Source organism: Neobacillus pocheonensis (genome assembly GCF_050477905.1).
GTDB classification, from domain to species: domain Bacteria; phylum Bacillota; class Bacilli; order Bacillales; family Cytobacillaceae; genus Neobacillus; species Neobacillus pocheonensis_A.
Genome location: NZ_JBCNAD010000020.1, coordinates 435,149 through 451,816, shown reverse-complemented (window position 1 = coordinate 451,816; position 16,668 = coordinate 435,149). Strand labels below are relative to the sequence as shown.

General features: G+C 38.0%; 15 protein-coding genes. 4 read left to right on the top strand and 11 right to left on the bottom strand.

Going from position 1 to position 16,668, the window contains the following annotated elements; genetic code table 11:
* Nucleotides 1-126: 126 nt before the first annotated feature.
* The 6 genes from ABES02_RS12275 to ABES02_RS12250 form a co-directional block, all read right to left on the bottom strand.
* Nucleotides 127-2,262 (bottom strand): sigma 54-interacting transcriptional regulator, encoded by a 2,136-nt coding sequence (locus ABES02_RS12275; protein ID WP_430134850.1) that lies wholly within the window; start codon nt 2,260-2,262, stop codon nt 127-129.
* 111 nt (nt 2,263-2,373) lie between these two features.
* On the bottom strand, nt 2,374-2,622 hold the full coding sequence (locus ABES02_RS12270) for a hypothetical protein (RefSeq protein WP_430134847.1): 249 nt from the start codon (nt 2,620-2,622) through the stop codon (nt 2,374-2,376).
* A gap of 24 nt (nt 2,623-2,646) precedes the next feature.
* On the bottom strand, nt 2,647-2,937 hold the full coding sequence (locus ABES02_RS12265) for an SAV0927 family protein (protein WP_430134844.1): 291 nt from the start codon (nt 2,935-2,937) through the stop codon (nt 2,647-2,649).
* 16 nt (nt 2,938-2,953) lie between these two features.
* Nucleotides 2,954-4,243 (bottom strand): Glu/Leu/Phe/Val family dehydrogenase, encoded by a 1,290-nt coding sequence (locus tag ABES02_RS12260; RefSeq protein ID WP_430134841.1) that lies wholly within the window; start codon nt 4,241-4,243, stop codon nt 2,954-2,956.
* A gap of 243 nt (nt 4,244-4,486) precedes the next feature.
* The gene (locus tag ABES02_RS12255) at nt 4,487-5,833 is read right to left on the bottom strand and encodes an APC family permease (protein WP_430134838.1); all 1,347 of its coding nucleotides are present in this window, start codon (nt 5,831-5,833) and stop codon (nt 4,487-4,489) included.
* A gap of 313 nt (nt 5,834-6,146) precedes the next feature.
* Nucleotides 6,147-6,743: a cell wall hydrolase gene (locus ABES02_RS12250; protein ID WP_430134835.1), complete on the bottom strand. Its 597-nt coding sequence runs from the start codon at nt 6,741-6,743 to the stop codon at nt 6,147-6,149.
* 352 nt (nt 6,744-7,095) lie between these two features.
* Between ABES02_RS12250 and ABES02_RS12245 the strand changes: the two genes are divergently transcribed.
* The 4 genes from ABES02_RS12245 to ABES02_RS12230 all read left to right on the top strand — a co-directional run bounded on the left by ABES02_RS12245 (nt 7,096) and on the right by ABES02_RS12230 (nt 10,254).
* Complete coding sequence (locus tag ABES02_RS12245; RefSeq protein ID WP_430134832.1) at nt 7,096-7,542, top strand: Dps family protein; 447 nt, start codon at nt 7,096-7,098, stop codon at nt 7,540-7,542.
* Between the two features lie 127 nt (nt 7,543-7,669).
* Complete coding sequence (locus ABES02_RS12240; protein ID WP_430134829.1) at nt 7,670-8,929, top strand: FAD-dependent oxidoreductase; 1,260 nt, start codon at nt 7,670-7,672, stop codon at nt 8,927-8,929.
* Between the two features lie 191 nt (nt 8,930-9,120).
* Nucleotides 9,121-9,204, top strand: coding sequence for a YjcZ family sporulation protein (locus tag ABES02_RS12235; RefSeq protein ID WP_430134933.1), 84 nt, complete (start codon nt 9,121-9,123; stop codon nt 9,202-9,204).
* Nucleotides 9,205-9,360: 156 nt separating this feature from the next.
* Nucleotides 9,361-10,254, top strand: a complete 894-nt coding sequence (locus ABES02_RS12230) for a DUF2935 domain-containing protein (RefSeq protein ID WP_430134826.1) — start codon at nt 9,361-9,363, stop codon at nt 10,252-10,254.
* Nucleotides 10,255-10,266: 12 nt separating this feature from the next.
* Here the strand turns inward: ABES02_RS12230 and ABES02_RS12225 are convergent, their stop codons facing one another.
* The 5 genes from ABES02_RS12225 to ABES02_RS12205 all read right to left on the bottom strand — a co-directional run bounded on the left by ABES02_RS12225 (nt 10,267) and on the right by ABES02_RS12205 (nt 16,645).
* The gene (locus ABES02_RS12225; RefSeq protein WP_430134823.1) at nt 10,267-10,692 is read right to left on the bottom strand and encodes a disulfide oxidoreductase; all 426 of its coding nucleotides are present in this window, start codon (nt 10,690-10,692) and stop codon (nt 10,267-10,269) included.
* 1 nt (nt 10,693) lies between these two features.
* Entirely contained in the window at nt 10,694-11,392 is a 699-nt protein-coding gene (locus ABES02_RS12220; protein WP_430134820.1) for a DsbA family protein, read from the bottom strand.
* Between the two features lie 146 nt (nt 11,393-11,538).
* The gene (locus tag ABES02_RS12215) at nt 11,539-13,320 is read right to left on the bottom strand and encodes an ABC transporter ATP-binding protein (protein ID WP_430134817.1); all 1,782 of its coding nucleotides are present in this window, start codon (nt 13,318-13,320) and stop codon (nt 11,539-11,541) included.
* A complete protein-coding gene (locus tag ABES02_RS12210; protein ID WP_430134814.1) occupies nt 13,307-15,076 on the bottom strand; it encodes an ABC transporter ATP-binding protein in 1,770 nt (589 codons plus the stop codon). Before ABES02_RS12210 ends, ABES02_RS12215 begins: the two co-directional genes overlap by 14 nt.
* Before the next feature lie 174 nt (nt 15,077-15,250).
* On the bottom strand, nt 15,251-16,645 hold the full coding sequence (locus ABES02_RS12205) for an MATE family efflux transporter (protein ID WP_430134811.1): 1,395 nt from the start codon (nt 16,643-16,645) through the stop codon (nt 15,251-15,253).
* Between the last annotated feature and the right edge of the window lie 23 nt (nt 16,646-16,668).

Here is a 16,668-nt window from a genome sequence, read left to right as displayed (position 1 = left end):
ATAAACCCTCCTAAAATAGTTGTTTTAGAAAAATATAAAAGTGCGGTTATGCATTTTTGCATAACTCTATTTTTCTCTGCATAATAAAAAAGCTGCTTCAGATTTAGAAACTGAAGCAGCTTTCGCTTAAAGAGTAGACAAATTCTCGATATTCATATTTTTCTCATTTACGATTTTCTGATATTTCCTGCTTACAGACGACTGGCTGATTCCCAAAGCCTTTGCAGCTTTAGTGGTTGTCTTGTACTGGTTCATCGCCAGAACAATCAGCTGTTCCTCGACATGATCAATGGCCTCCTGCAACGGAATAACCCTTGTGATAACAGGCTTCATTTTTTTATGCTCATAGCCCAGTGATAAGAACTGGCTGACGAACTCTGCATCAATTGCAGGATGATCAGCAGTAACCACTAATCGTTCAATAATGTTTTGCAGCTCTCTGACATTCCCCGGCCATGGATAAAATTCCATTACATTAACGGCATCTGGTGTTAAATGATAATTTCGGTCATATTTTTCATTCAGCTGCTGAAGGAAATGGAAGGCCAGCAAGGAAATATCTTCTGTACGTTCCCTTAATGGCGGAATATGAATCGGGATGACATTTAACCGGTAAAATAAATCTTCACGGAAGGTCCCTTCTTCGACCATTTTTTCTAATTTTTTGTTGGTAGCGGCGACGATTTGAACATTGACCTTTATTGGTTTTGTGCTGCCAACGGGAATAACCTCCTGCTCCTGTAATACCCTTAAGAGCTTCACCTGTAGATGCATCGGCATTTCACCGATTTCATCAAGAAACAATATTCCCTCATTAGCTTGTTTAAAATATCCGTCTTTTCCATTCTTATCGGCACCGGTAAATGCGCCTTTCGCATAGCCAAACAATTCGCTTTCTAATAAGTTTTCCGGAATCGCCCCGCAATTTAATTTGAGAAATGGTTTTGATGACCGTTTTCCTAATTGATGAATCGCTTGAGCGATCACTTCTTTTCCGACTCCCGATTCACCGTGCAGCAGAACAGTGGAGGAAAAGTCGGCGATTTTCTTCACCTGATTCATGATTTTTTCCATTTTTGGACTGCAATAGATAAGCTTTTTTAAGAAGCGATCTTTCGATTTGAAGTCATCTAATTCCTTTTTATATTGCTCGGATATTTTCCTCATTTCCAGCAGTTCGCTTTTTAAACGTGTAGTCTCCGTTATATCCCGCGATGCCACAATAATCCGATCGAGTTCATTTTTTTCATTAAAGACTGGATTCCCAACAGCAAGGATTTTTCGACCAGATTTTGTTTCCTGAACAATGGAAACTTTTTTTCTTTTCTCTAATACAAGCCTAGTAACTGACGGAGTAAATAACCCTTGGTCTTCAAGCTCAAGAATATTTTTTCCAATTAGCTTTTTTAAATCTACCTTCCAAAAATCTTGAATAATATTGTCACTAAACCTTATTAATTCTCCTTTGGCGTTTACCACAAGGATTTCGTCATAAATGCTTGAAAGAATCGCATTTAAATCTTTATTCAAATCCTTAATATACTCAATTTCCATTGCCATCTCTTCAACCATGGGTAAATCCTGGACCACGATAATGATCCCATCCACTTCATCATCATAGTTCAAAATTGGGCTGTAATCGACGAGGACCCCCATTTCGTTCGTGATCTCCAAGTGGTTTAAGAGGGTTTTTCCGGTTGAAAACACATTGTCAATATGCTGCTTGCTGAATATAGTTTCTGCCGGAAAATTTAATACCTTTTCGGCCGTTGATTTTATCATTTGTAACCCGGCCTCATTGCAATTAATGACGCGCTTTTCTTTATCTAACACAAAAATCCCCATCGGAATGGAGGTTAAAATAATTTTAAGTAAATCAACGCTCTTATTCTCCTGTTTAAAAAGCTCAGCCAGGACGTCTTCCCTGCTTATGTAACCTAAAGGCTTATCATCTTCGCCTTTTATGATGGCAAAGGGCTCGCCAATTATTTGAAACAAAGAAGGCAAAGATATATTTTCACTAAGCTGACAAATGCTTTCGATCAACTTGGCATGTTGTAGCAACATATCTATTGAAAAATGATGCTCTGTCAGCTTTTCTAGCAATTGATTGTTTATAGATACATAGGCAAATAATTTATTTTGCTTTTCTAAGAATATAAAGGGTTCTTTTATTTTGTTTAAGGCTGATTTTAAAGCATCTTCTTGTTCTATCGTGACTGAAATAATCGGCTTGATTTTTTCCTTTGCAACGGAAAACATTTTTTCATCCCCCTTTACCCTTATCAATTCAATACTATCACTTTATTTTGAATATTTTAATATAATCTCACAAAAAAAGAAGATGCATCTCCATCTTCTTTTTTTACAAGCTTAATCACTGCCGGTTACATATAAGTCTTCTTTAATATAGGCAAGAACCATACCTGGGATGACGTCATCTCCTTCCTGGACTTCAAGAGATTCTATTTCTCCACTTACACCGGTTTGAATCATCTCGACATGTCCGTCATCTGTTTTTATCATGAATAATGGTTCCCATTCATAAATCCTTTCGTCATTTTGGATTGAAATTTTTTCAACTCTCCCGTAACAAGGGCTAATCACTACTCCTAAATACATGGAGCATCTTCCTCCAATCTCGATTTAATATTGTTCTTGAAAAGGCGCCGTCTGTAATACTAATCCAAAAAACTCTTGGAATTCCGGAATATCTTCAATCTGGATTCCCAGCCTGTCAGCCCAAAGGTCATCTGCATAAATATCCTCTTGGCAAAGTAATATCATATTTCCTGTTTGCATTGAGGTTACCATGGCTTTGCCAAAAAAGTGTTCCGAATATCCGATTGTCAAATCATAACGATGGTTATTGGAGATAAGGCAAAAATAATGTATTAACTGGCGTTCTTTTTGTTCTGATAAAATTTCTAACTTCATTCTTATTTCCCCCTTTTTAATATTTCAACCATCCTCTTAATCTCGAGGCTTCGGCTAATTTTTGAATTCCTTCTATATAAGCAGCAATTTTTAAATTAACTCCATACCGTTTAGATGTATTAAATACATTAAGAAAGCTCTGGGTAATTTTTTCTTTAAGCCTTTCATCAACCGTATCCTCAGTCCAGTAATAACCCTGGTTGTTCTGGCACCACTCGAAATAGGAGACAATCACCCCTCCAGAGTTAGCCAGAATATCCGGAACAACGAGAATTTTACGTTCATCAAGAATCTTTAGCGCATCTTTTGTGGTTGGCCCATTTGCCGCTTCTATGATGGTGCTGCAGTTTAGGCGGCTTGCATTTTGTTTATTAATGACACCGGATATTGCTGCTGGGATTAAGACATCACAATCTTTTTCTAATAATTCTTGGTTTGTCATCGAACTATTAAAACGATTTGATACAATCCCAAATGAGTCTCTATTTTCTAGGAGATATGGGATATCCAGTCCGTTTTCATTATATAAACCGCCAAGAACATCACTAATTCCGACTACTTTAGCCCCTAGATCAAATAAATACTTTGCAAGATAGCTTCCAACATTGCCAAAACCCTGAATAATAACTTTTAGGTCCTTTATTGGTATTTTCTTTAACTCGCATACCAACTCCAGGGTGTACAAAACGCCTTTCGAGGTGGCTGTTTCTCTTCCTTTTGAACCCCCAAGTGCAATTGGTTTTCCAGTGATAAAGTTAGGAGAATCAAATTCACGGATATGGTCATATTCATCGAGCATCCAGGCCATAATTTGCGAGTTCGTGTACATGTCTGGTGCCGGGATATCTTTCGTCGGGCCGACAATCTGGCTGACTGCTCTTACATAACCCCTGCTCAGCCGTTCGAGTTCATCTAGGCTCATTTTTCGGGGATCGCAGACAATTCCGCCTTTTGCTCCGCCGTATGGCAGGTCAGTAATCCCACATTTTAGGCTCATCCAGCCCGCTAAGGCCTTAACCTCTTCTGCGGTAACATCCGGGTGGAAGCGTATCCCGCCTTTTGTAGGGCCAGATGCATCATTATGCTGTGCCCGGTATCCTTGAAAAATTACGGTCTGCCCGTTATCCATTCGTACGGGAATACTCACTTCCAAAAATCTCATCGGCTTCTTTAAAAATTCAAAGACCTGCGGAGGATAATTGAGGATGTCTACAGCCTCTTTTAGAGTTTCTTGGAACTCAATCAGGGAGTTATCCTGCTCCTTCAATACCTCTCTCTTTTTCAAATCTAAAGAATCGATTGCCATCATAACACCTCATTTTTTGTTGTTACTTAAGGAAGAAGCAAGTTCCGTGCCAACTTACGAAATGGGCATTCAATGGCTTTTTTGAAAAAGAAATTGAGTTATGTAATAATGACTGGTCTTATTCAATTCTGCATAATTGGGTTTTGGTATCCTGCTGGGGAATTTTTTACTCGCTATCCCCGTTCCCCCACCCCCTCAAAACAGTCAAAAAGCCAGGCGACAAGCCTGGCTCAGGTAACTTTCTTATAAAGGTTTCTCCGCCTCATCAAAATGAAGATTCGCAATACTGGTTTTAGAGATTTTGGTCTTAAGGCCTAAATAGATTAACCCGATCACAATCCACACAATTCCCCCGATAAGGGCATCCGCTTGGAGGTTATACCACAAAATCCCCGTTGTTCCTGCACCCAGGATGGGCATTACCAAATAGGTGAAAATATCCTTTCCTGTTTTGTACCGCTTTTGACGGAAAACGAAATGGGCGATTACCGAGAGATTAACAAAGGTAAAGGCTATCAACGCGCCAAAATTGATAAAGGATGAAATAAGCTCTAGACTCGGTGCAATCGCAAGAAGCGAAACTACGCCTACGAGGATTACATTAAAAGCAGGTGTACGGAATTTCGGGTGAACCGAACCAAACAGCTTTTTCGGAAGGACACCGTTTCGCCCCATCACGTACAAAAGACGTGCCACACTTGCATGGGATGCAAGTCCGGAAGCAACAGTAGCGGCAAATGCTCCGGCGAGAAAAACCAATTTAAAAAGTGTCCCCCCAACAAACAAGCCAATTTCCGGTAACGTATCATCCGTTACTTTAAACCCCGAAACATCTGGGAATAAAGCTTGTGCAAAATATCCACAGATGAAAAAGATGGCTCCGCCGATTAGGACGGTCAACATTATTGCTTTTGGCATTGTTTTTAGATCGACTGCCTCCTCGGCGTACATGGTGACGGCATCAAAGCCAATAAAGGAGAAACAAACAACTGTGGCTCCTGTTAAAACTGCACCAAGATGTACATTAGAATGAAAAAGCGGTTCTGTCGTCAAAATAGTTCCTTGCCCCATCCCTTGAGACAGCTTCACAAAAGCAAGGACAATAAAGGCACCAATTAAGACCACTTCAAAAATAACAAGCAGGGAATTCAAATTCGAGGTTTTACTCATACTCCACACATTAATGGCGGTCACGACAGCAACATAACAAACCACCCAAATCCATGCTGGAACCGACGGAAAGACAGATACCATATAAATACGGATAATTAAGGCGTTCACCATGGGTAAAAGGATATAATCAAGCAATGCTGCCCAACCAACAATAAATCCAAGATGTGGGCTCATTGTTTCTCTCGTATACGTATAAGCTGATCCTGCGCTTGGAAATACTTGGACCATTTTTCCGTAACTTATTGCAGTAAACAACATTACTGCCAATGCAGTTAGATAGGCAAGCGGGACAACACCATTTGTATCTTCAGACACGATCCCAAAAGTATCAAACACGATAGTCGGTGTCATGTATCCTAATCCAAGACCTACGATGGCCCAAAGTCCAAGTGAACGCTTAAGGGTAACATTCTCCAATTTGAACAACTCTCCTTTTATAAAAAAATAAATTTAAGCAGTTTCATTTTTGTTCAAACCAACAATAAAACGAATAGAACCTCCCCTTCAGATTAATTATATAACTATTCAAAATAGTTGCAATTTTCATGCCAATAATTAATTAATAAAAAACGTTAATAAAATTAAATCCAGCCATCTCTTATATCTATGTACTTTTGCATAATCTAGTCGGATTTGCATAAAAAATGAAAAAAAGCAGTGAAACTCATTTTAAGAGTCCACTGCTTTTTGTATAAACCTCTATTTTATTTGGAATGTTAATGATATTGATTTATCTTGCAAATCTGTGATTTCCGATCGTTACGGTAACCGGGCGCGATAAAATCCACTGACTTTGTGCAGTTTTTGGATTGAAGAAATATAATGAGCCGTTCCCTTTTCCGCTAAAAGCGATTGCTTCATTAACAGCTCTCTTAGATTCCGCATCAGCGGGTTGATTAATCTGCCCGTTTTGGACAGGCGTAAACGCATAATGTCCACCTGAAATTTGATAGATAACTCCACGAACTGTATTTGGGAATTCAGAACTCTTTACTCTGTTCAAAATAACTGTAGCGACAGCTACTTTTCCAGCATAAGGTTCTCCTACAGCCTCTGCACGAACTAAACGTGCCATTAAATCTTTTTCTGCTGCTGTATATAGGGAGTTCGGAATAAGCATATTTTGACCAGCATAAAGAGGCTTCGAACTATTTACCGCCATTAGGCTGTTTACAGGTACACCGAACCCTTTTGCGATTTTCCAGTATGTTTCACCATATTGTATTTTGTGTGTTGTAGTTGCCGCTTCTGTTTTTCCATTTACCGTAAAAGCTGACATAGATAGAATCAATCCTGCTGCAATTACTAGTTTTTTAAATTTGTTCATTTAATAACCTCCTAGTTTGTCGCTCGTTTCTCTACAACTAAGGCTAACAGGTGTAACATACTAATTCATTGCCCAAAAACTGGAATACTTATCTTTGAATGTAAAGTGCCTAGTTTATAAGCTTTTCTCTAGCAATTAGAATAAATAACCAAGTTTATTTTCATTCCATTATATTGCTTTGATGGATACTTCCGGATTGATTATTACAATCTATTTCAGTTTGTAATACAATTCAAGCTGACTATTTTTAGCTGTCTTCACTAAATTGACAACTATTTCTTTTATTGTCGATAGGATTTAAAGTTTAATTTGGGTAATAATAAAATGAGATATAATAAAGGAGGAATTCCAAATGAGTGAACAATTAACCCATGTACTTAACAAACAAATTGCTAATTGGTCCGTCTTGTATATGAAATTACATAACTATCACTGGTACGTGAAAGGTGGGCAATTTTTTACACTTCACGCCAAATTTGAAGAATTTTATAATGAGGCTGGGCTCCATGTCGATGAATTAGCTGAACGATTGCTTTCAGTGGGTGGAAATCCCGTTGCCACGATGAAAGATTGTCTAGAGCTCTCATCTATTCGAGAAGCAGCTGGCACAGAAACGGCTGATGAAATGGTCCAATCTATTATTAACGATTTCTCGATTATCATTGGTGAATTAAAAGAAGGCATGAGTCTTGCCGGTGAATTAGATGATGAAACAACTGGCGATATGCTGCTAGCGATTCATTCCGGTTTAGAAAAACATGTTTGGATGCTTACCGCCTTCCTAGGTAAAACACTTTAATTCATTTAAGCCCAACATTATTTGTTGGGTCTTTTTTTAATTATAATTATTATTAAAAAGGTTTGACTTTTATTTAGTATTAATATTATTATAATAATTAAGAAAACGTTTTGGGGAGGATATAAAAGTGACAAAACATGAAGTCATTGTTTACAGCAGTACTGGATGCCCTTATTGTGAAAAGGTAAAATCGTATCTAAAAGACAACGGTATTGAATTTGAAGAGCGTAATGCTTCTATACATAAAGAATATTTTGATCAATTAAAAGAGCGGAAAATTTTTGGAACGCCAGCAACTTTTGTTAATGGCAAGCTTGTTTTGGGCTTCCAGGAGAAAAAATTTATCAAACTTCTCGGACTTTCAGAGGAGGGCAAGCCAGTAGTTTCGTCCACTCCACAACTTGAGAGCGAGGATTCCATTTTTCAATCTGTTAATAAAAAGGTACTTGAAGAAGTATATGACCTTGTGACTATCGGAGGCGGACCTGCTGGTGCATCAGCGGCTGTTTATGCTGCAAGAGGAAAATTAAAAACACTTGTCATTGATAAGGCACCAAAAGCTGGAACGCTAGCCATTACCCATAAAATAGCCAACTACCCAGGGGTTCGGGAGGAATTAACCGGTCTTGAACTGTTAACAAGAATGCAATCACAAGCGAAGGGCTTTGGTGCGCAATTCGTTCGCTCCACCGTTCTTTCTGTTGATTTTTCCGACGAAATCAAGAAAATTGAGGTGGCAGAGGGAACGATTAAAGCGAAAAGCGTCTTTATTGCTGTTGGCGCAAAGGCTCCATCCAGCAAGATAAATGGAGAAGAAGAATTCACTGGCCGTGGGGTTAGCTACTGTTCTACTTGTGACGCAGCTTTTTATCAGGATCAAATTGTTGCCGTCGTCGGAGACAACGACGAGGCCATTCATGAAGCAGAAACACTTGCTAAGTATTGCAAAACCGTAAAACTATTAATTCCAACAGAACAGTTAAAGGGTGATACGGATCTTTCTTCATTGGAAAACAATCCAAAGGTTGAAATCTATCGACGTCACCGTGTCAGAGAAATAATAGGCACAGATAGTGTTGAGAAAATTGTTATTCTAAATGATAAAAAAGAAGTGGAAAATTGGGAGGTTGACGGCATTTTCTTATACCTTGGAGGTATGAAACCAGGAACAGACTTCCTAAATGGTGCTGTCTTGAGGGATGAAGAAGGATATGTCATCGTCGACGACCTTCTTCGTACGAATGTGGATGGAGTTTTTGCAGGCGGCGATGCCAGAAGAACACCAATCAAGCAAGCTGTTATTTCTGCAGCTGATGGTGCTATTGCTGCTTTAAGTGCCGAGCAACACGTTAATAAACGCTCTAAATTAAGACCGCAATATAGCTAATTTATTTTATCGGACAACTTGTAGTCTTTTCAATAATGGATGAGGGCTGACTTTAGTGTGTGAATTACACAAGTCGGCCTTTTTTATCTTTTACAAATTCATACATTTTTCTATTTCTCAACGTTTGTCCATTTCCGATTCTCACCTTCAAGCATAAATTGTAATTATTTGATGTAGGAGGTGACTTTTGAATGGGCCACCATCACAGCAGCTTTGCGCTAATCGTTGTGTTGTTTATCCTTTTGATTATCGTTGGTGCATCTTGGATGTACTAATCATGGCACCAGCCATTGCACTACCATAAAAAGAAGGGCGGTAAAATCAAATGATTTTACTGCTCTTTTTTTGTTTTTCAAGTACTTTATTGAAATATTACATAAACAAAGGAATTCCCAATATAATGTAATAATGCCATTTAAGGAGGGGTTTTTATGGTACAGCAAGGATTTAATGGAATGGATGCAACTAATCAAATGCTTATTGCCCCTGAAACATTTGCGGCACCACCTGAATCATTAACAGAACAAATGTTTATTGAAAGATCGTTAATCGAAAATAAATTTTGGCTGCGGATCATGAAAGAACATTCCTATTTTTTAGGGGAAGGGTTTAGTCGAAGAGATAGGCATCTTATTCAGCAAACAGACCGTTTCTACCATTATTTTGAAGAACAGGAGAAAAGAGCATATCAAACTCCTAATAATGTAGCCGCTGTACGGAAGTTAAATGAAGATTCCATTCAGCTTGTGTTAGGAATAAGAAATTTCAAACGAAATTTGCTTATCATGATTATAAATTGTCAGGTCATGGGCTTTAACTTTCCGCTTCTTGTTGACCATACGGCCCGTGAGGCGGAGTATTTTATGAGAACGCTTAAAAAATTTAATGAGGGGATATTAGACCCTATTCAAGATGCGATTATTAAGGAAAATGTCTTTTGGCTAAAAATAATGATGGAACACTCACGTTTTATTGCATCCCTCCTCGATCAATCGGAACGGAATTTGGTTAGAGCAGCACTAAAATTTGGAGATGATTTTGAGGTTCTGCTTAATCAAGCAAGAGATGTGGAATCGATGTTATTAAAGAAAAAACCTACCTACCCGATTATCGGAAAGCTTAATAAAGATAGTGAAAATGCAGCGCAAGAGATTCGTGCTTTTAAACAAGCCGGATTAGATTTTATCAAAAATTGTCAAATTAAAAATGTCATTGATCCGTTGCTGGCAGACCATGTTGTAAGGGAAGCCGATCACTTCCTGCAAATGGTTCACGTTTTAGAACAAAGGTTAAAAATAAAACAACAAGAGCAACAACACATGTAGGGAAAAAAGAGACTATCCTTGGGTAGTCTCTTCTTCTTTTTGGCTGCGAGCAAGGATCACTAAGCTGATCGTAATGATAATAAAAGCAATCAATGCTAGCAAAGGGATTGTAATAAATCCGAGCCAATTTATATAGTCCTTTGAACAAGGCACCCCACTTGTACACATTTCAAACTGTTGTAAGTAGGGAATCTTTTGTAATAAGGTATGATAACCAGATATCAGGATTCCGATGATGGACAACGGAAGTACGTATTTATAAATTCCTTTATCATTTCGGTAGACAGCAATCCCCAATATGATAGCTAATGGATACATGAAAATTCGCTGATACCAGCAAAGTGTGCATGGGATAAAGTGCATCACTTCACTAAAGTACAAGCTACCTAACGTTGCAATAATGGCAGCAAGCCACGAAAGTAATAAAGATTTATTCATTTTATTTCCCCTTCGATGCTTCTTCTACCATTTTTTTCAAATCATCCATTGTTTGACCATCAAACTTCTTTCCATTTACAAAAATAGTTGGCGTTCCTGTAACACCTAATTGCTCGGCATAATCCATATCCTTTTTCCAGGCAGCATCTGATTTCTTGGCTTGGAAGTTTTGGACAACCTTATCAACTTCTTTATCACTTGCTACTTCTTTTAGTGTATCCGTTAAGAATTTTTCGGTATATAGATCGATTTTTTCATATTTACTATCTTTTGGCTGTTTTTTGTAGAGGAGGTCATGAAACTTCCAAAAAGTATCATTTCCCAGCTCCTGATAAACAGATTCCGCAAATTTAGCGGAGCGTTCCGAATCAACATTAATAAAGGAATCATTCATAAAATACAATTTGGCCTTCCCTGTATCAACCAAATCTTTTTGAATCAATGGGATAACTGTATCGCCAAAGTTTTTACAATTAGGGCATTTATAATCACCGAATTCAATAATGGAAACGGGAGCTGATTTATCACCCAGGAATGGTTGATTAGAATAATCAATTTTTTCGGATGCCACATCATCCTGGTCCTTATTATGATTTCCAAGGAAAATTAGCGCTAGAACCCCGACTGCCACTAATCCAACTACCCAGAAGATAAACTTGGAGGATGAGTTATTATTTTTCGCATTTTTGTTATTTGCCATGATCAAACTCCTTATGTAAATTGTTGTCCAAGATATAATAAATATTACCTATCCTTATCAATAATGCAAATAAAAGGATTTATTCCCCTGCGAATAAAAATTTCTAATATAAAGAGCACTGAGTGAAATCAGTGCTCTCTTTCTGTTTATATCACTTCTAATGATTTATGCTGGGATTGATGCAACTTCCAATAGTAACTTTTTCGACACATTAATTCTTTATGAGTTCCTTCCTCTATAATTTTGCCTTTATCGATTACAAGTATCCGGGTTGCATTTTGAATAGTGGATAGTCGATGGGCAATAATAAAGGATGTTCTGCCAGCAAGTAAAATCTCTAGTCCCCTTTGCAACGCAAGCTCGGTTTCTGTATCAATCGATGATGTAGCTTCATCTAAGATTAAAATTTTGGGATCGGCTAAGAGTGCCCGGGCAAATGAAATAAGCTGTCTCTGTCCAGTGGAAAGCCTTGTACCTCTTTCGTTGACCTCAGTTTGGTACCCATTTGCCATCCCTATAATAAACTGATGCGCTTGAACAGCTTTCGCCGCTTCTATTACTTCTTTATCTGTGGCATTAAGCCTTCCATAACGGATATTATCCATTATCGTACCAGAGAAAATAAAAGAATCTTGAAGCATAACGCCAATTTGCTTTCGAAGGGATGGAATAGTGACCGTGTTAATATCAATCCCATCGATTTCAATTCGCCCGCTGCTTACTTCATAAAAACGGCTGATCAAACTGACAATCGTCGTCTTTCCTGATCCTGTTGCCCCAACAAGTGCAATGGATTCACCAGGATTGACGCAAAGGTTAATATTTTCAAGGATTTTCTCTCCCGCTTCATATCCAAAAATAACATTATTAAATTCTACTTTTCCTTTAATTAGGGGAAGATCCACAGCATTTGGGCGATTCTTTACTATCGGTTGTTCATCCATCATTTCAAATATTCTTTCCAAATAGGCTGTCGCATTAATTATTGCATTATAAAAATTCCCAATATTCGCGATTGGTGCCCAAAACATCCCAATATATCCCACAAAAGCGACTAAAGCCCCAACTGTTACCCTTTCACCAATTTGGGATATACCGACAATATAAATGAAGGAAGTCGTTAAAACTGAAATATTTTCAATCGAAGGCCATAACAGGAATTGGATTCGTACTGCCTTCATCCATGAAGTTTGATAGCTTTCGGATACTTCACCAAAAATTCGTTTATTTTCTTCTTCTCTTGTAAATGCTTGCGTTACTTTGATGCCATTGATACTTTCATGAATATATGCATTCATATTGGATTGCTTATTACTTAAGGTTTGCCATGCCTTCCGTTGGGCATTTTTAATAAGAAGGATGACTACTGCGAGGATTGGAAAACCACACATTGCCATAAGCGTTAACTTTATGTCAATGGCTAACATAAAGCCTATTATCACGATAAGACTGAAAAGGTCGGTAATCAAATTGATTAATCCATTTGATAATAAATCACTTAAAGAGTTTACATAGTTTACGACTCTCACTAATATTTTCCCATGCGGCCTGCTGTCGTAAAATGAAAAAGACAGCTTCTGCAAATGAGTAAACAAATCTTTTCTTATATGGAGGATAACACTCTGCCCTATCTGTGACATCATTCTAATTTTATATTTCATACAAAGTCCGGTAAAGACAATAGCAACTAAGTAAATCACTGCTAGGACCAATAAGCCTCCAACATCCTTGCCGGGAATTTCCTCATCAATCGCTTTTTTAATCAAATAAGGCCCGATTAAATTGGCCCCACTGGCGGCCAGCATGATAAATACCGTTAACAGAATTTTCATTCTGTAAGGTTTTAAATACGCAAACAACCGTTTAAGATGAATAAAACTAAATGGTGACTCCAATTCCTCATCCACGTCGAATTTATTGCGTGCCATTGAGATAAATCACATCCTCATCTTCGTGCTGAACATCAAAATTCTCATTTTGGTTTCGAAACACTTTATAATAATATCCTTTTTTCTCGAGGAGTTCTTTATGATTACCTCTTTCGATGATGGAGCCATTTTCCATGACAAGTATTAAATCTGCTTCTTTTATAGAAGAGATTCGATGGGCAACAATAAAACAGGTTTTATCCTTCAGAATAGACTTTAATGTTCGTTGGATCCGTTGCTCTGTTTCCATATCTACGGCTGAGGTGGTATCATCCAGAATCAGGATGGATGGATCTTTTAGAATCGCCCGTGCTAATGCAATCCTTTGTCTTTGGCCTCCAGAAAGACCTACCCCCCGTTCCCCAATAATGGTGTCGTACCCTTCTAGAAGTTTGGTAATAAAGTCATGGGCATCTGCCATTTTGGCTGCAGATTTAACGTCTACCAAGGAGGCATTTGGGTTCCCATAGGCAATATTTCCTTCTATTGTATCTGAAAAAAGAAATACATCCTGCATAACCATTGCCATACTGTCTCTCAATTTCAGGACATCCCAATCCTTTACATTAACCCCATCGACTCTAACTTCTCCGTTGGTCGCATCATAAAACCTGCTTAGGAGATTTACTAAAGTTGATTTGCCTGCACCAGTAGGTCCGATGATGCCCACCGTTTGTCCAGGCATCACTTTAAAACTGATATCGTTTAAAACCAGTTCATCACCATAATTAAAGGAAACATGATTGAATTCCACAATACCTTTGATGGATTTAACATTGAATGTTTTTGCTTGACTAACAATCTCCGGTTTTGTATTTAACAAATCCTCAACTTTTTCTGCGGAAGCGATAAATCTTTGGACATCATTAATTAACCATCCAGCCACTCGCATTGGGTTGTTTAATGCCCATATCAATGAATTAAATGTGACTAATTCACCCATTGTAAGCGATCCATTAATGACCATACTTCCTCCGACTAAAATCATCAAAATCGTTAAAACCCCTGCCAGTGAATCAAGAACAGGCAAATACCTTTCCCAGACTCTTGCTGAGGCAAGATTCTTCTCCTTAAATGCCAGATTTTCTCTCGAAAACTTTTTGATTTCGTAGTCTTCCTTTGCAAAGGCCTTTACAACCCGGGTTCCACTAATATTTTCCTGGACTACTGAATTTAACCTTGCAAACTGCCACCTAATGTCCGCAAAAGTGGGTTTAACAGTAAATGATAAGCGAGTTGCAAAGTATCCGATAAATGGTGTAATTGCCAGCATAGTCAATGCTAATAGAGGATTAATATAAAACATAAACCCAATTGCAAACAATAGAATGGCTAGATTTTCGAAGATCATATAAATCACGAATGCCGTAAAATGCCTTACCGCTTCCAAATCCCCAGTCATTCGAGCCATAATATCCCCTGTTTTAGTCCGGTCGAAAAAACTAAAATCTAACTGGTGAAGCCGATTATACAGCTGTTCTCTTATTTTAAAGATGACACTTTGGGAAATCCTTTCAAACATTAATTGGTAATTATATCGGATTACTGTTTTAAACACGGTTATCCCAATCATAGATCCCAAAAAAGTCCATAACAAATCATTCTGATGACCATAAATAACTTTATCGACGATTTTACCTGCAAAATATGGGTTTAGCATGTTTAATACCGAAACTGCTATTGCAAGAAAAAGACCGCTGAATAATCTTATGCGAAAGTTCCTGATGTACACCCAAACCCAACGCAAACTTTGCACAATCCGCTTCCTCCTCCCGTGCCTTGCTTTAAACATAAATAAATATTATTACCTTCACACCCCATATATGTATGGACAAAAGTAGAATAGGTCCATTGTCAGTAATAGTTTCTCAAGAGATTTGTAAATGAATTATCACACCCCTTCTTTAAGGCATTTGGCATTTATAAGTGACTAGACAAGTTTATGAGCATACCATTTTTTCCCTTTGAACCGCCAGACAAAGATGATTCCTCTGGTACCCCATTCCACGATCATGGCCACCCAAACACCGATAATACCAAAACCTAAAGTTATTCCTAAAATATAACCAAGAACTACCCTTATCAGCCACATCGAAAGCAACGATGCAATCGAAGTAAAGTTTGAATCCCCCGCTGCCCGTAATGCTGATGGCATTATAAAGCTTTGTGACCACACAATGGGCTGAGCAATGGCGGAAATTAATATCATAGTAAAGATGGTTTGAATAATTTCATCTGGCGGGTTGTACATTTTGATTAATAAGGGAAACAAAGGCAATAATACGGCCGCAGCAATTATAAAAAGGATGGTGGAAAAACCAAGCAGCGATTGAGTAAACTTCCTTGCGTCCTGTATATTCCTTCGTCCTATGCACTGACCAACCACCGTTACACTCGAAATGCCAAGGGCATTCGGTCCTATTTGAAATAACATGGCAAGGGAATTAGCAATTGCAAATGCTGTTAACGCCAGAGTTCCGAGGTCGACTATAAAAGTTTGCGTCAGCAGCTTACCGCCATTAAAAAAGATTTGTTCAGCAGCAAACGGGAGACCAATAAACATGATCTTTTTTAAAATCAAGTAGTCGATTCGCAATCCATTTTTTAATCGAAAATGGATCGACTCATTGAACCTTACAATATAAATTAACGAAGTAGCCGTTCCTAAAATTCTGGCCACAATAGTGGAAATCACAAGCCCTTCCACACCCAAATTAAAAATTGAAATAAGCACAACATTTAATATTGTATTAGTTAAATTGAATAACAGAGATAACTTCAAACACGGTTTCGTATTTCCAACTCCTCTTAAAGATCCGTTTACAGCTTGAAAAATGGCGATCAGTGGATAAGAAAGGCAACTACCGATGAGGTATATTTTGGCATTATAAAATACCTCTGCTTCCGCTTTACCGAAAAGGATGTTTAAGATTGGTGTATAGAAAATAATAACAATTACACTTGTTATTACTGAAAAAATGGTAGCAGCTGTTATGGCCTGTGTGGCTGTTCTGGACACCATCGCTGCATTCCCATTACCTTTATATTGTGCAACAATTACGGTACCGCCTGTCGCTACCGCGATAAATACATTGGCCAAGAAAATATTTAACGAATCCACCATACTCACTGCACTGACCGCCGCAACCCCTGCTGAACTTATCATTGCCGTATTTAATAAACTCATAAGGATTAAAAAGGTCTGATCTACGAATATTGGAATAATAATTTCAAATATTTTCTTGTATTCAATTGATTCACCAGTAAAATACTTTTCTAACAAGCTGACAGTGACATACTTAATTTGCCGTAATTCCAATTTCATTCTTACACAACACTTCTTTGCAG

Excerpts from the sequence above, each read along its gene's own strand:
- ABES02_RS12275 (WP_430134850.1), bottom strand. The coding sequence starts at position 2,262 with ATGTTTTCCGTTGCAAAGGAAAAAATCAAGCCGATTATTTCAGTCACG.
- ABES02_RS12270 (WP_430134847.1), bottom strand. The coding sequence starts at position 2,622 with ATGTATTTAGGAGTAGTGATTAGCCCTTGTTACGGGAGAGTTGAAAAA.
- ABES02_RS12265 (WP_430134844.1), bottom strand. The coding sequence starts at position 2,937 with ATGAAGTTAGAAATTTTATCAGAACAAAAAGAACGCCAGTTAATACAT.
- ABES02_RS12260 (WP_430134841.1), bottom strand. The coding sequence starts at position 4,243 with ATGGCAATCGATTCTTTAGATTTGAAAAAGAGAGAGGTATTGAAGGAG.
- ABES02_RS12250 (WP_430134835.1), bottom strand. The coding sequence starts at position 6,743 with ATGAACAAATTTAAAAAACTAGTAATTGCAGCAGGATTGATTCTATCT.
- ABES02_RS12245 (WP_430134832.1), top strand. The coding sequence starts at position 7,096 with ATGAGTGAACAATTAACCCATGTACTTAACAAACAAATTGCTAATTGG.
- ABES02_RS12235 (WP_430134933.1), top strand. The coding sequence starts at position 9,121 with ATGGGCCACCATCACAGCAGCTTTGCGCTAATCGTTGTGTTGTTTATC.
- ABES02_RS12230 (WP_430134826.1), top strand. The coding sequence starts at position 9,361 with ATGGTACAGCAAGGATTTAATGGAATGGATGCAACTAATCAAATGCTT.
- ABES02_RS12225 (WP_430134823.1), bottom strand. The coding sequence starts at position 10,692 with ATGAATAAATCTTTATTACTTTCGTGGCTTGCTGCCATTATTGCAACG.
- ABES02_RS12220 (WP_430134820.1), bottom strand. The coding sequence starts at position 11,392 with ATGGCAAATAACAAAAATGCGAAAAATAATAACTCATCCTCCAAGTTT.
- ABES02_RS12215 (WP_430134817.1), bottom strand. The coding sequence starts at position 13,320 with ATGGCACGCAATAAATTCGACGTGGATGAGGAATTGGAGTCACCATTT.
- ABES02_RS12205 (WP_430134811.1), bottom strand. The coding sequence starts at position 16,645 with ATGAAATTGGAATTACGGCAAATTAAGTATGTCACTGTCAGCTTGTTA.